The organism is Ramlibacter sp. (assembly GCF_050250995.1).
Taxonomy (GTDB): Bacteria; Pseudomonadota; Gammaproteobacteria; order Burkholderiales; family Burkholderiaceae_C; genus Ramlibacter.
This window is the reverse complement of sequence record NZ_JBFWNP010000034.1, coordinates 1-15,027: the sequence shown is the minus strand read 5'-3', so window position 1 is coordinate 15,027 and position 15,027 is coordinate 1. Positions and strand designations below refer to the sequence as shown.

Here is a 15,027-nt window from a genome sequence, read left to right as displayed (position 1 = left end):
CGGACGCTTGTGCGTCAATCGCGGCAACGCTTCGATGAACCCGGCGGCGGGAACGGATAATCGTCCCCATGAACCCTTTGCTGGGCCGCCTGCAGCCCTATCCCTTCGCGCGACTGCGCGAGCTTTTCGCCGGCATCGCGCCCCCCTCCCACCTCGCGCCCATCAGCCTCGGCATCGGCGAGCCAAAGCACGCCACGCCCGAATTCGTCAAGACGGCGCTCACCTCGTCGCTGGGAGGACTTGCCGCCTACCCGGCGACGGCCGGCGAACCGAAGCTGCGCCAGTCGTGCGCGGGATGGCTCCAGCGGCGCTACGGCCTCGCCCTCGATCCGGCCACGCAGATCCTGCCGGTCAACGGCACGCGCGAGGCGCTCTTCGCCTTCGCGCAGACGGTGATCGATCCCGCCGGAGAAGCGGTCGTCGTCACCCCCAATCCCTTCTACCAGATCTACGAAGGCGCGGCCCTGCTTGCGGGGGCCACGCCCTGGTATGCGCCGAGCGACGCGGCGCGCAACTTCGCGGTGGATTGGGACAGCGTGCCCGCCGACGTGTGGGCGAGGACGCGGCTGGTCTACGTCTGCTCGCCCGGCAACCCCACGGGCGCGGTGATGCCGCTGGACGAGTGGCGCAAGCTGTTCGCGCTGTCCGACCGGCACGGCTTCGTGATCGCCTCGGACGAGTGCTACAGCGAGATCTATTTCCGCGACGAGCCGCCGCTCGGCGGCCTGGAGGCCGCCGCGAAGCTCGGGCGCGAAGGCTTTCCGCGCATGCTCGCTTTCACCAGCCTCTCGAAACGCAGCAACGTGCCCGGCATGCGTTCCGGCTTCGTCGCGGGCGATGCATCGCTGATCGCGCCCTTCCTGCTCTATCGCACCTACCACGGCAGCGCGATGAGCCTGCCCGTTCAGGCCGCCAGCATCGCCGCGTGGGACGACGAGGCGCACGTGGTCGCCAACCGCGACCTGTACCGCAAGAAGTTCGCGGAAGTGACCCCGCTGCTCGCGCGCGTCCTCGACGTGAAGCTTCCGGACGCAGGGTTCTACCTGTGGGCGGGCGTCCGCGGAAGCGACACCGCCTTCGCCCGCGACCTGCTCGCTCAATACAATGTGACCGTCCTGCCGGGCAGCTTCCTCGCGCGCGAGAGCGCGGGCTTCAATCCCGGCGCGGGGCGCGTGCGCATGGCGCTGGTGGCGGATACCGCCGAGTGCCTCGAAGCCGCGCGCCGCATCGTGCAGTTCGTCGAATCCAATCCGCAATACGCCATTCATACCGAATTCCAGACACCATGACCCAGCAGCTCCAGACCCTCATCGACAACGCGTGGGAAGACCGCGCCAGCCTCTCGCCGAAGTCCGCGCCGAAAGAGGTGGCCGATGCGGTGGAACACGTCATCGCCGAACTGAACAACGGCAGCCTGCGCGTGGCCACGCGCGAAGGCGTGGGCCAGTGGACCGTCCACCAGTGGATCAAGAAGGCCGTGCTGCTGTCCTTCCGCCTGCGCGACAACGAGGTCGTGCGCGCCGGCGACCTGGGCTTCTACGACAAGGTGCCGACCAAGTTCGCGCATCTCTCGCCCGAGGAACTCGCGGCCACCGGCGTGCGCGTGGTGCCGCCGGCCGTGGCGCGCCGCGGCAGCTACATCGCCAAGGGCGCGATCCTGATGCCCAGCTACGTGAACATCGGCGCCTACGTCGACGAAGGCACGATGGTCGACACCTGGGCCACCGTGGGCTCCTGCGCGCAGATCGGCAAGCACGTCCACCTGTCGGGCGGCGTCGGCATCGGCGGCGTGCTCGAGCCGCTGCAGGCCGGCCCGACGATCATCGAGGACAACTGCTTCATCGGCGCGCGCTCCGAGGTCGTCGAGGGCGTGGTGATCGAAGAGAACTCCGTGCTCTCGATGGGCGTCTACATCGGCCAGAGCACGCCGATCTACGACCGCACGACGGGCGAAGTGAGCTACGGCCGCGTGCCGGCGGGCTCGGTCGTCATCTCGGGGACGCTCCCGAAGGACGGCGGCAAATACAGCCTGTACGCCGCGATCATCGTCAAGCGCGTCGATGCGCAGACGCGCGCGAAGACGAGCCTGAACGACCTGCTGAGGGATTGAGCGGAGTCGTCGGGACGGCAGAAATACACGAACTGAGGGACACCCATGAGCACGATGGAGCGGATCCTGCGGCTGATGTCGGAGAAGAAAGCGTCCGACGTCTACCTGTCGGCCAATTCGCCGGCGCTGATCAAGATCAACGGGCAATGCCTGCCGATCAACAACCAGCTCCTGCCGCCCGACGCCACGCGCGCCCTGCTCGCCGAGGTGCTGCCGCCCAAGCGCATGGAGGAGCTCGACGAGACCGGCGAGCTCAACATGGCCTATGCGATCGAGGGCGCGGGCAACTTCCGCTTCTCGGCGATGCGCCAGCGCGGCAGCGTGGCCGCTGTCATCCGCTACATCCAGGCCGAGGTGCCGCAGCTCGCCTCGCTGAACGTGCCGATGATCCTGGGCGACCTCATCATGGAAAAGCGCGGGCTGATCCTGATGGTGGGCTCCACCGGCTCGGGCAAGAGCACGACGCTCGCGGCCATGATGGACCACCGCAACGCGAGCACGAGCGGCCACATCCTCACCATCGAGGACCCCGTCGAGTTCATCTTCAAGAACAAGAAGTGCGTGGTGAACCAGCGCGAGGTCGGGACCGACACGCAATCGCTGGGCGTGGCGCTCAAGAACGCGCTGCGGCAAGCGCCCGACGTGATCCTGATCGGCGAAATCCGCGACCGCGAGACCATGTCGGCGGCGGTCGCCTACGCGCAGTCCGGCCACCTGTGCCTGGCGACCATGCACGCGAACAACAGCTACCAGGCCTTGAACCGCGTGCTCTCGTTCTACCCGGTCGAAGTGCGGTCCACGATGCTCGGCGACCTGGGCGCCGCGCTCAAGGCGATCATCTCGCAGCGCCTGCTGCGCACGGTCCACGGCGGCCGCGCGCCCGCGGTGGAGGTCATGCTCAACACCAAGCTCATTTCCGAGCTGATCGAAAAGGGCGACTTCTCCGGCGTGAAGGAAGCGATGGAGAAGTCGATGGCGGAAGGCTCGCAGACTTTCGAGGCCGCCATCGCCAAGCTCATCATCGACGGCGTGGTCGACAAGAAGGAAGGCATCGCCTACGCCGACTCGCCGACCAACCTGCAATGGCGGCTGCAGAACGAGGCCGTCGCGGCGGACAAGGCCGCCGACACGGCCGACGATGGCGACGAGGCCGACGACACGCCCTCGTTCACGGAAATCACGCTCGACGTGAAGCACTGACCGATTCGCGAACCCGATGTCCCGCGCGCTCCACCTCACCGAACAACTCATCGCACAGCGCTCGGTCACGCCCGACGATGGCGATTGCCAGAAGATCCTCTCGGCGCGCCTGCAGGCGGCCGGCTTCGCCTGCGAAACCATCGCAAGCGGACCGGAGAGCTTCCGCGTGACGAACCTCTGGGCGCGGCGCAAGGGGACGGGAAAACGCACGCTCGTCTTCGCCGGCCACACCGACGTCGTGCCCACCGGCCCGCTCGAGCACTGGCACAGCGACCCGTTCACGCCGACGCACTGCGACGGCCTGCTGTACGGGCGCGGCGCGGCGGACATGAAGACGTCGATCGCGGCGTTCACGGTGGCGGTCGAGGAATTCCTCGCGTCCACGCCCTCGCCCGCCTTGAACATCGCCTTGCTGCTGACAAGCGACGAGGAAGGCCCGTCGGTCGACGGCACCGTGGTCGTGTGCCGCGAGCTCGAGAAGCGCGGCGAGACGCTCGACTACTGCATCGTCGGCGAGCCCACCTCGGTCGAGCGGCTGGGCGACATGATCAAGAACGGCCGCCGCGGCAGCCTCTCGGGCAAGCTCACCGTCAAGGGTGTGCAGGCGCATATCGCGTATCCGCAGCTGGGGCGCAACCCGATCCACCTGGCGATGCCCGCCCTCGACGAACTCGCGAAGACCGAGTGGGACCGCGGCAACGAGTTCTTTCCCCCGACGAGCTTCCAGATCAGCAACATCCACGGCGGCACGGGCGCGACCAACATCATCCCGAACCGGCTCGTGGTCGATTTCAACTTCCGCTTCGCGAGCGTGAGCACCGCGGAGGAATTGCAGAAGCGCGTGCATGCCATTCTCGACCGGCACGCGCTCGACTACGAGCTCGACTGGGTCGTGGGCGGCCAGCCCTTCCTCACGACGCCCGGCGCGCTGGTGCATGCGGTGCAGGCCGCGATTCGCGACACGACCGGCGTGGAGACGGAGCTGTCCACCACGGGCGGCACGAGCGACGGCCGGTTCATCTCGCGCATCTGCCCGCAGGTGATCGAGTTCGGTCCGGTGAACGCGAGCATCCACAAGATCGACGAGCACGTGCGCGTGGCGGACATCGATCCGCTGGTGGCGATCTACCGTCGGACGATCGAAAACCTGAACACGCTGGGAACATGACGCTCGCCGAACTCGTCGAGGCGAGCGCGCATCGGCTCGACGAGGCCGGTGTCGCTTTCGGCCACGGCACGACGAACTCATTCGACGAGGCTGCGTGGCTCGTGTTGTGGAAGCTGGGCCTGCCGCTGGATGCGCTCGACGAGCATGCGGAACGAGTCATCGACGCAGAGGAACAGTCCGCGATCTCGGCTTTGATCGCCAGCCGCATCGCGACGCGCAAGCCGGCGGCCTATCTCACGCACGAAGCGTGGCTGCAGGGCGTGCCCTTCTACGTCGACGAGCGCGTCATCGTCCCGCGCAGCTTCATCGCGGAACTGCTGGCCGACGGTGCGTTCGACGCCTGGCTCTCCGAGGCGACCCGCCATGTGCTCGACCTTTGCACCGGCAACGGCAGCCTCGCGGTGCTCGCGGCGATGGCGTGGCCCGAAGTCGAGATCGATGCCGCGGACATTTCCGGCGATGCACTCGAGGTCGCGCGCATCAACGTCGACCGGCATGCAATGCAGTCGCGCATCCACCTGCGGCGCTCGGACGGGCTGCGGTCCCTGCCCGGCCCGTATGACCTGATCCTCTGCAATCCGCCTTACGTGAATGCGGGCAGCATAGCCGCCCTCCCGTCGGAATACCGCGCGGAGCCCGAAATCGCGCTGGCCGGCGGCGAAGACGGCATGGACTTCGTTCGCGCGCTGCTGCGCGACGCGCCGTCCAGGATGAGCCCGCAGGGCGTTCTCGTGCTGGAGATCGGGAATGAGCGCGCGCACTTCGAGGCGGCGTTTCCGCGGCTCGAAGTCGTCTGGCTGGAGACGAGCGCGGGTGAGGATCAGGTGCTGCTCGTCACGCGCGAAGCACTGGCGGCCTGAATTCCGCGCGGCGATCGATGTCGTCGGTGGGTGACAATCAACCACGAGGCGGAAGATTGTCATTCACTCGATGACAGACCATCGCCCGCGCTCGCTCGCCCCAAGGAGCCATCCGGCCGAAGGAGTCACTTCCGCTTTCCTGCGAAAATTGCCCCCGATGACCGACATTTCCACCCGCATTCTCCACGCCGACCGCCTGGGGAACCCCGAGCACGGCGCCACGCACAAGCCGCTGCATGTCGCCACCGGCTACGGCTACGAGACGGCCGACGAACTCTGCGCCGTGTTCCAGGGCGACAAGAGCGGCTACGTGTACGGCCGCCAGGGCAACCCCACGACCGCCGCGCTCGAAGCCAAGATCACGATGATGGAAGGCGCCGCCGGCACGGTGAGCTTCGCCACCGGCATGGGGGCGATCTGCTCCACGATGATCGCGCTGCTGCGCGCGGGCGACCACGTCGTTGCGAGCCGCTTCCTCTTCGGCAACACGGCCAGCTTCTTCAAGACGCTGGAGCTGCTCGGCTGCAGCGTGTCGCTGGTCGATGCGACCGATGCCGCGAACGTGGCGGCAGCGCTCACGCCGCAGACGCGCATGGTGTTCGTCGAAACCGTGGCGAACCCGCGCACCCAGGTGGCCGACCTCGCCGGCATCGGCAAGCTCTGCGCCGAACGCGGCGTCGTCTACTTCGTCGACAACACGCTCACCACGCCCGCGCTTTTCCAGCCGAAAAGCGTGCAGGCCTCGCTGATCGTGCATTCGCTGTCCAAGGGCATCTGCGGCCACGGCAATGCCCTGGGCGGCTCGGTGACGGATACGGGAATCTTCGACTGGACGAAATATCCCAACATCCAGGACGCGTACAAGAAGAACGCGCCCACGGGCTGGGGCCTGCTGCAGATCCGCAAGAAGGGCCTGCGCGACATCGGCGCGACGCTGAGTTCCGAACACGCGCACCGGATCGCCGTCGGTGCCGAGACGATGGCGCTGCGCGTGGAGCGCGCCTCTTCCAATTCGCTGGCGCTCGCGCAATGGCTCGAGAAGCATCCGAAGATTGCAAAGGTGTATTACCCCGGCCTCGCGTCGCACGCGGAACATGAACGCGCGAAAACGCTTTTCGAGGCGAATGGCGCGCTGATGAGTTTCGAACCCGCGGACGGCATCGATCCATCGAAACTGCTCAACGAACTGAAGCTCGTCATCAAGTCCAGCCACCTCGGCGACAACCGCACCCTCGCCCTGCCCGCCGCGCGCACCATCTTCTTCGAGATGGGCGCAGCTCAGCGCGAGTCGATGGGCATCGCCGAATCGCTGATCCGGGTGTCGGTCGGCATCGAGGCCATTGCCGACCTGCAGGCCGATTTCGAACAGGGCCTGGCGAAACTGTGATCCATCTTCGCGACGTCACCCTTCGCCGCGGCGCGAAGGTGCTGCTCGATGCCGTCTCCGCGACGCTGAATCCGGGCGAGAAGGTCGGCCTGGTCGGCCGCAACGGCGCGGGCAAGTCGAGCCTGTTCGGCCTGTTCAACGGCACGCTCCACGAAGACGCGGGCGATTTCTCGATGCCGCAGCAGTGGCGCATCGCGCAGGTCGAGCAGCACATGCCCGAGACCGACGAGCCCGCCACCGAATTCGTGCTCGGCGGCGACACGCGGCTGATGGAGCTGCGCGCGGCGCTCGCCGAAGCGGAAACCTCCGAAGACGGACTCGCCATCGCGCACGCGCACAGCGACCTGGCGGACGCCGGCGAGCACGACGCCGCGCCGCGCGCGCAGTCGCTGATCCTCGGCCTCGGCTTCCAGGCTTCGCAGCTCGATGCGCCGGTGAACAGCTTCTCCGGCGGCTGGCGAATGCGCCTGCAGCTCGCCCGCGCGCTGATGAGCCCGTCGGACCTGCTGCTGCTCGACGAGCCGACGAATCACCTGGACCTCGATGCGCTGGTCTGGCTCGAAGCCTGGCTCAAGCGCTATGCCGGCACGCTGATCGTCATCAGCCACGACCGCGAGTTCCTCGACGCGGTGACGAACGTCACGCTGCACATCGACCGGCAGAAGCTCACGCGCTACGGCGGCAACTACAGCGCTTTCGAGACGCTGCGCGCGCAGCAGTTGTCGCTGCAGCAGTCGGCGTTCTCCAAGCAGCAGGAGAAGATCGCGCACCTGCAGAAGTTCATCGACCGCTTCAAGGCGAAGGCGACGAAAGCGAAGCAGGCCCAAAGCCGCGTGAAGGCGCTCGAGCGCATGGAAAAGATCGCGCCGGTGCTGGCGGATGCCGAGTTCACCTTCGAGTTCAAGGAGCCTGCGAACCTGCCGAATCCGATGCTCGCGATCTCGGACGCATCGTTCGGCTACCGCAGCGAGGAGGGAGGCGAGCCGCTCACCATCCTTTCCGGCGTCAACCGCGGCGTGCTGGCCGGCCAGCGCATCGGCATCCTCGGCGCGAACGGCCAGGGCAAGTCGACGCTCGTGAAGACCATCGCGCGCACCATGCCGCCGCTGGGCGGCAGCATCACCGAAGGCAAGGGGCTCGCCATCGGCTATTTCGCGCAGCAGGAGCTCGACGTGCTGCGCCCGCAGGACACCCCGCTGGAGCACATGGTGCGCCTCGCGCGCGAGCATGCGGCGGCCATCGGCGCCTCGCACCGCGAGCAGGACCTGCGCAACTGGCTCGGCCAGTTCCTCTTCTCCGGCGACATGGTGCAGCAGGCCGTGGGCTCCATGAGCGGCGGCGAGAAGGCGCGCCTCGTGCTCGCCATGATCGTGTGGCAGCGCCCCAACCTGCTGCTGCTCGACGAGCCGACGAACCACCTCGACCTCAACACGCGCGAAGCGCTGGCCGTCGCGCTCAACGAGTTCGAGGGCACGGTGATGCTGGTGAGCCACGACCGAGCGTTGCTGCGTTCGGTGTGCGACGAGTTCTGGATGGTCGGCCGCGGCAAGGTGGCGCCGTTCGACGGCGACCTCGAGGACTACCAGCGCTACCTGCTCGACGAGGCGAAGCGCGTGCGCGAAGCGGCCTCGCAGTCGGCGAAGGCGTCTCGGGAGTCGAACGCCGCGGCAAAAGCCGCACCGCCCGCGCCCGCCCCGATGGCCGCCGAGCTGAAGGCCCCCGCGGCGCCGGCACTTTCGTCCGCCGACCAGCGAAAGGCGCAGGCCCAGCAACGCCAGGCGCTGGCGGCGCGCGCGAAGCCGCTGAAGCGCGAGCTGGAGCAGGCCGAAGCGCGTATCGCCAAGCTCGAAGCCGAGAAAGCGCAACTCGAAGCGAGCCTCTCGCAGACGCTGCCACCCTCCGAGATCGCGGACGCGGGCCGGCGACTCAAGGCCGTCGGCGACGAGCTGGCCACGCTCGAATCGCGCTGGCTCGAACTCGGGGAAGAAATCGAGAACCTGGCCGTGTCGCCGGATTGAGCCGGATATGGCCACATCCCTTCAACTCGCGGACGGCGACCCCAACCTCCTTGCCACCATCCAGCGCGCGCGCAAGATGCTCAACCGGCGCGCGCTCGCGGGCGCCGCGGCCGGCGCAGTGCCGGTGCCGGGGCTCGACTGGCTGGTCGATGCGGCGCTGCTGTCGAAGCTCATCCCGGCCATCAACGCCGAGTTCGGCCTGACGCCGGAGCAACTCGACCGGCTGCCTCAATCCAAGCGCGATCAGGTGCAGAAAGCCGTGGGCGTGGTCGGCTCCATGCTGGTCGGCAAGTTCATCACCCGCGACCTCGTGATTCGCGCCGCCGCGATCGTGGGCAAGCGGCTCACCATCAAGCAGGCCGCGAAGTACGTTCCGCTCGCCGGTCAGGCGTTGTCGGCGGTGATCGGCTATTCCGCGATCCGTTATCTCGGGGAGCAGCACATCCGCGACTGCGTGGCGGTGTGCAAGTCGGCGCAGTTGGCGTTGCCGGCGCCGACGGCTTCTCGCGGCTTGCCGGAGCCTCGCTAGTCCCGGTTCAGCCCCAGCAGCTGCGTCATCCGGTTCAGGTCGCCCTCTTCCCGCAGGATCTCCTGCATCAGCTCGGGCAGCGGCATGCGGCCCCAGTTGACCGCGCGGCGAATGAGGTACGGCGTCGGGCTGTGCGGCTCGATGGTGCCCAGGTATTCGGCTAGCGCTTCGAGTGCGCGGTACGCCTCTTCGCGGTTGGTCACGCCGTCGAGTCGAATGGGTTGCATGGGTGCGCGCGGAATGAAGGGAATGGGCGACGGCACGGAAGATCCTTCGGGCGATGGCCCGGCCTCGCCGGTGTGTTCGGACGATGCCAGGGGTTCGGCTTGCACCTCCGGCTCCGGCGCCGGCACCAGTTGCAGCAGCACGCGCTCGGCCGCCTCGAGCGTGCCCAGCACCTTGTGCAGATTGGGCGCGTCGGTGCCCAGCTTGTCGTCGAGCAGGCGGTCGAGCGCGGCGAGATGCACGATGCATTCGCGCACCTGCGCGAGATGCGCGGCATGCGCGCCGCTCGGGTCGCCGGCCGCCAGGAACTGCACCTGCGCGCGCGTGAGCGGCTCTTCGTCGGGGTCGGCCCCCGGCCGCGGCGACACGCCGCCCGTGAGCTCCTCGTGCGTCATGCGCTCCCAGTCGGCCAGCGTCACCTTCGAGGGCTTGTTGCCGGGCAGCGAGATCAGCGTGACGTGGACCTTGAGCGTGAGCGGCAGCGACTCATTGAGCCACTGGAAGGGCGCGACGCGGGCGTCGGCATCGCCATCCTCGTCGATGCGCGGATGCAGCCCGTCCCAGTACTGCGTCGCGAGTTCGCGCAGGAGGCCCAGGCCCTTCGAGAACCCCGCCCAGCCCTTCTGCCGCGTCCACGCCTCCAGCAGCCAGGCGGCGATCTGCAGGTCCTTGGACTTGTGGGTGAGAAAGGTCGTGCAGCGCTGCTCGATCATGCCCCAGTCGGCCTTCTTCAGCGGACGCTGCCATTGCCCCATGGGCAGGGAAGGATCGTCCTCCTCGCGCGCGAGCCGCACTTCCGTGAAAAGCGGGTCGTAGCGCATCGACGGCCCGCAGGGCTCGTCGGGCGAGAGCGCCTGCAGCAGCGTCTCGGGCACGGGGGACAACATGGCGTTCATCGAATCAGCGGTTCACGGTTTCGGTGGAGGCGGTCCACTCGGGGGCGCGTGTCGGGAAGGTGCCGGGCCAGGCGAGCGGGCTCTTCTTGCCCGCCGGCGACACGGCCAGGCGCAGGAAGACGCGGGCGCGGCTGTCCGCGGAGCCCTTGAGCGGATCGCCGCTGCTCACGATCGGGAACTCGAAACGCAGCAGCTGCGTCTTCGCGTCGCCGCGGTTCTGACCCTCGGCCTCGCGGTGCGAGGTGATGAAGCTGAAGAGCGACCACGGGTCCGTGAAGCGATAGGTGACCGTGCGGTCCTCGACCACCATCGCGGGCTGCAGCGGATCGGCGACCGGCGCCACCGGGCCGTCGCGCGCGAGGCGCATGCTCACGACGATCGGCGTGCCCGGCTCCCAGCGCAGCGGCCGCACCGGCTCGCGCTGCTTGAGCGTGTGCCCGCCGACGCTCACCGACCATTCGATGATCTTGTTGCCCTCGATCTCCGCCTGCGGATTGGCGCGGAAGTCGACGGCGAGGTCGTAGCCCTGCGCCGCGCCTTCCTCGGCGGTGAAGAGCGGCGCCATGAAGGTCTTCACGCGCTCCATCTGCTCGTCGAAACGCTTCACCTGCTGGGTGGCCGCGTTACGCTCGACCGACTTGGCGGCGCGCTCGTAGGCCTTCAGCGCGGACGCCACCTCGTCGAGGTCGGCATAGCGGTCGGCGGCCAGCGGCGCGCCGGTCTTGAAGGGCACGCGGCCCGCCACGTCGCGGTTGAAGACCTCCACGAACTTCATCCAGCCGTCGCGGTTCTCGGTGGTGCGCAACTCGCGGCAGCGCTGGACCAGGCGAACCTGCAGGTTGACGAGGCGCTCGCCGAAGACGTCGCCGCTGCGGCGCTGCGCCATGCGCGAGAGCTTGTCCGTGCAGTTGGCGAGGTCGATGTCGGCCGAGGCGTTGAGGATGAACTGCTCGAGCTGCTGCAGGTTGCTCGCCGGGCTCTTCAGCCGGTACTTCGCCACGTCGGCCACGATGCCGCGCCAGCGGTTGACCGTGGCGTCGGCGTTCTCGCTGCCCTCCATGGCCGCGAGCAATGCCTCGGCTTCCCGGGCGGAGCTGTCGACGAAGGCCTGCTGCTGCGCGACGTAGGCGGCAAGCCCCATCGAGTCGCCGGTGCCGAAGGCGCTCACGAGCGGGCCCTTCTCGCCGGTCCAGGCGCGCAGCTCGCGCGGCACGAACACCTCGCCCTGCGCGAAGGTCTCGTCGAGGGCGCGCAGCCTCGCCTTGGCATCGCGCACCAGCACGGCCGCGAGCGTCTCGCCGGGCAGGCGGGCGCCGAGCTCGGCGAGCAGCACGCGAATGCGCACGACGCGTTGCCGGTCGGCGTCGGCGATGGCCGAGACCTGGCTGGAGCGCTCGGTGAGCACCATGCCCTGCGCGACGACGTCGACGATCTGCTCGGCGAGCACCGCGTTGACCGTGCGCTCCACGCCCTGCTGCATCATGGGCGGGAACTTGGGCAGCAGCTCGGTCTGGAACTTCTTGCGGGCGTCGGCATACGCGAGCGCCTGGTCAAGCCGCGCGCGGTCCCACATGACCGAGGCCATGTTCGGCACGTCGGGCAGCTTGCCGCGGCCGGGGCGCATGTAGGCCTGGCCCAGCAGGTTGCCGAGCGAGTCGCGGATGGCGGCGCGCTCTTCGGAGAATGCCCACTTGTTCTCCGCCTCGAGCCAGCGCAGGCCACGGCCGGGCACGGCGCGGCGGTCGTTCTGCACGTCGTCCCAGGCGGCGAGGAAGCGGCCCATGTGCTCTTCGGCCTTGCGGCGCGCGTCTTCCGATTCGCTCCGGCCGATCAGCGCGACGGCCTGCGCGCGCTGCAGCAGCGCGTCGTAGGGGCCGCCGAGCGACAGCGTGCGGCGGCGCACCCAGGCGCCCTTGCCGGGCGCGAACAGCGCCTCTTCCTCGCGCATCGCATCGAGCACGCCCTGCCAGCCGGCGAGCATGACGGCGGGCTGCGCCATGGTGGAGTCGGCCATCATGCCGTTGATGCGGTCCATCATGGCGCGTTCGGCCGCGAGCAGGTCGTTGCGCTCGAACAGGCGCTCGTGCAGGGCGCGCATGGCCTGCTGGAAGCCGCATCGCGCGGCTGCCTCCATGGCCACGGGCTGCAGCGGCGGCGCCGCCTTCGCGTGCTGGTGGAACAGCGCCGCGGTGCGCGACGCATCGCCGGGCAACTGAACGCCCATGAGCGTGCGCACGACGAGGTTGAGGTCTTGCGCACCGGACGGCGTGCCTTCGCGCAGGCGTTCGAAGGCGCGCACGGCGCGGTCGAGTTCCTCGATCTGGGTCACGTAGTGCAGGACCGCCTGGAACTCGGGCAGGTCCTCCGGATTCAGCACCGGCCGGCCCGTGCTCGCGGTTACGCCGCCGCGCCAGTTGCAGCTGGCGCCGACGATGGGCTGGCCCGTCGCCGAGTCGAGCGGCGTGCCGGTGAGCTGGCTCATGCGCGCATAGAACGACAGCCGCAGCGGCTGCACGGAGTTGCGCGAGAAGCTGCTTTCGAGCTTCTTCTTCAGCCGCTCCTGGACCGAGTCGAACGAACTCCACGAGCCCGGCATGAACACCGACCACAGGTCATTGGCATCCACGCGCTCCATGAGGCTGAGCGTCGCGAGCGTGCGGCGGCGGCTGCCGTCGAGGTCGAAGGTCTCGTTGCGCTGCTCCTGCAGCGACGCGCGCGTGTCGCGTTCGAGCTGGTCGAGCGCCGCGAGGATCTGCTTCGACGAATCGTTGAGGCTGTAGGTCGCCCACGCGAGGCCGCACACCCACACCGCGACGATGGCCGCCGCGCTCCAGCGCAGGGCGCTGCCGACGGCCGAATGGCGCATGCGCTGCGTGGTCGAGGCGCGCGCGAGGCCGGCCTCGGGGAACACCTTCTTCTCGAAGATGTCGCGCAGGAAGGCGGGCTCGAGCTCGGTGGAGGTCATCACCGGCGACGGCAGCGCCGTGAGGCCGTCGGAGGTTTCGTCGGGGAGTTGTTCGAATTCCTCGTCCTGCTCCACGTCGGGGCCGGCCAGGCGCGCATGCTGGCCCGTCCCGAGCAGTTCGGCCATCGCGCTGCAGTCGCCCGTGAGATAGAAGCCGCGGAAGATGAAGGGCTCGTGATACGCGCTCGGGCGCATCAGTTCGTCCATGAACAGCTTCAGGCCGGGGCGCAGGCGCTCTATGTCCGTCGCCAGCATGAAGTAGTCGGCGCTGTTCGAGTCGGGCGACTCGAGCGCGCACAGCTCGGACGTCGCATCGGACACGTCGCGCGTGACGTCGTCCATGCCCTGGTCGACCCACTGGGGCTGGTACGGCGCGCCCACTTCGAAGGGCGAGGACCAGCCGAGCAGGCCGCGCCGCATGCCCTCGGGCAGCGCCGCCGCGAACCGGCTGAAGCCCGCGATCTGGTCGCAGCCCGAGACCACGAGGTAGATCGGGAAGCGCAGCGCGAAGCGGTTCTGCGCGAGCCACAGGCGCCGGTGGATGGCCTTGGCGCGCGCGACCAGTTCGAGCTGCGCCTGCGCATCGCTCGCGAGCAGTTGCCGCGCCGGGATCGCCAGCACGATGGAGTCGAACGGGCGGTCCGGCCGGTAGCCGCGGCACAGGCCCAGGAATTCGTCCCAGGTCTTCTGCTCTTCGCGGCCCTGGTCGTCCTGCGCGCCGAGGTAGGCGGACTGCAGCTGGACGGCCACGCCCTTGTCGAAGAAGTTCCACTGGATGCCGGCGGCGGCCGTGGAAATGGTGGAGTCCGTGCCCAGCGCGGAGGGCAGGCCCGACTGCATGATCGGCAGCGGCCCCTCGGTCTCGCCTTCGTTGAGCACCACGCTCCAGGCGAGGTTGTAGCGCTCGGAGCGGCCGACGAGGTTGTTCTCGATCAGCTCGACCGCGCCGCGGAACGACTGCTTGAGCGACTCGAGCTTCATCTGCGGCCGCTTGGGCTGCGACGCGCGCTTCTTGGCCGCCTCTTCGTTCTGCACGGCCGCCCAGAAAACCAGGCCCAGCAGCAGGATGGCGATCGCGGTGAGGCCCAGGAGGGCGACGATCACCAGGTTGTCGGCGAGGAAGTTCAGCATGTCGCCGCTCCTTCGCCGGCCGGCTTTTCAATCGCTGCGGTCGTGGTGTCGAGCGCGCGGCGCACCGGCCACGACTGCCACATCCACAGCACCTGCGAGGCCGCGAAGATCGCCAGCAGCACCAGCGCCATCGCCACCCACCACCGGCTCAGGCTCGGCAGGCGCCGCCCCGACATCGACGACAGCGTGCTCGCGTAGGCGCGCTCGGAAAGCGACTTCTCGCGGCTCGACTGCATGTCGGGCGCGCGCTGGTAGATGAACTGGTAGAGCTCGCGGCGGAACTCCTGCAGCGGGTCGAGGTTGCCGCTGCCCCGGTAGCGGCCCTGGAAGCCGAGCGAGAGCGCGTAGAGGTACAGGCGCGCCAGGTTGCGCTGCGTCGATTCGCGCGCGGTGAGGATCTGCTCGATCTCCTGGAACACCTTGTCGCCGGCGTGGCTCGTGCGAAAGAGGTTGGCCTCGAGCAGCACGTGGTGCCAGTGGTCGCGGCCGGCCCAGTCGGTCGACAGGAGCAGTTCGTCGGCGAGCGCGGCCTTGAGGA

The 15,027-nt window shown here is 68.6% G+C and carries 11 protein-coding genes; 8 read left to right on the top strand and 3 right to left on the bottom strand.

Going from position 1 to position 15,027, the window contains the following annotated elements:
• The first annotated feature begins 68 nt into the window (after positions 1-68).
• The 8 genes from dapC to AB7E83_RS19305 all read left to right on the top strand — a co-directional run bounded on the left by dapC (position 69) and on the right by AB7E83_RS19305 (position 9,272).
• A complete protein-coding gene (dapC, locus tag AB7E83_RS19340; protein WP_428572387.1) occupies positions 69-1,289 on the top strand; it encodes a succinyldiaminopimelate transaminase in 1,221 nt (406 codons plus the stop codon).
• A complete protein-coding gene (gene dapD, locus AB7E83_RS19335; protein WP_428572385.1) occupies positions 1,286-2,110 on the top strand; it encodes a 2,3,4,5-tetrahydropyridine-2,6-dicarboxylate N-succinyltransferase in 825 nt (274 codons plus the stop codon). Before dapC ends, dapD begins: the two co-directional genes overlap by 4 nt.
• Before the next feature lie 45 nt (positions 2,111-2,155).
• Entirely contained in the window at positions 2,156-3,310 is a 1,155-nt protein-coding gene (locus AB7E83_RS19330) for a PilT/PilU family type 4a pilus ATPase (protein WP_428572383.1), read from the top strand.
• 16 nt (positions 3,311-3,326) lie between these two features.
• Positions 3,327-4,478, top strand: a complete 1,152-nt coding sequence (gene dapE / locus AB7E83_RS19325; RefSeq protein ID WP_428572380.1) for a succinyl-diaminopimelate desuccinylase — start codon at positions 3,327-3,329, stop codon at positions 4,476-4,478.
• Positions 4,475-5,338, top strand: coding sequence for a 50S ribosomal protein L3 N(5)-glutamine methyltransferase (gene prmB, locus AB7E83_RS19320; protein WP_428572378.1), 864 nt, complete (start codon positions 4,475-4,477; stop codon positions 5,336-5,338). Before dapE ends, prmB begins: the two co-directional genes overlap by 4 nt.
• 157 nt (positions 5,339-5,495) lie before the next feature.
• Positions 5,496-6,725, top strand: a complete 1,230-nt coding sequence (locus AB7E83_RS19315; RefSeq protein ID WP_428572376.1) for a cystathionine gamma-synthase family protein — start codon at positions 5,496-5,498, stop codon at positions 6,723-6,725.
• Positions 6,722-8,743: an ABC-F family ATP-binding cassette domain-containing protein gene (locus AB7E83_RS19310; RefSeq protein WP_428572374.1), complete on the top strand. Its 2,022-nt coding sequence runs from the start codon at positions 6,722-6,724 to the stop codon at positions 8,741-8,743. The genes AB7E83_RS19315 and AB7E83_RS19310 overlap by 4 nt, the downstream gene beginning before the upstream one ends.
• Before the next feature lie 7 nt (positions 8,744-8,750).
• The gene (locus AB7E83_RS19305) at positions 8,751-9,272 is read left to right on the top strand and encodes a hypothetical protein (protein ID WP_428572372.1); all 522 of its coding nucleotides are present in this window, start codon (positions 8,751-8,753) and stop codon (positions 9,270-9,272) included.
• Here the strand turns inward: AB7E83_RS19305 and tssA are convergent.
• The 3 genes from tssA to AB7E83_RS19290 form a co-directional block, all read right to left on the bottom strand.
• Positions 9,269-10,393, bottom strand: a complete 1,125-nt coding sequence (gene tssA / locus AB7E83_RS19300) for a type VI secretion system protein TssA (RefSeq protein ID WP_428572369.1) — start codon at positions 10,391-10,393, stop codon at positions 9,269-9,271. The genes AB7E83_RS19305 and tssA overlap by 4 nt on opposite strands.
• Positions 10,394-10,397: 4 nt before the next feature.
• Positions 10,398-14,489, bottom strand: a complete 4,092-nt coding sequence (locus tag AB7E83_RS19295) for a type VI secretion system protein (RefSeq protein WP_428572367.1) — start codon at positions 14,487-14,489, stop codon at positions 10,398-10,400.
• The coding region (locus AB7E83_RS19290) for a DotU family type IV/VI secretion system protein (protein WP_428572365.1) at positions 14,483-15,027 on the bottom strand (545 nt) is incomplete at its 5' end. The genes AB7E83_RS19290 and AB7E83_RS19295, both read right to left, overlap by 7 nt.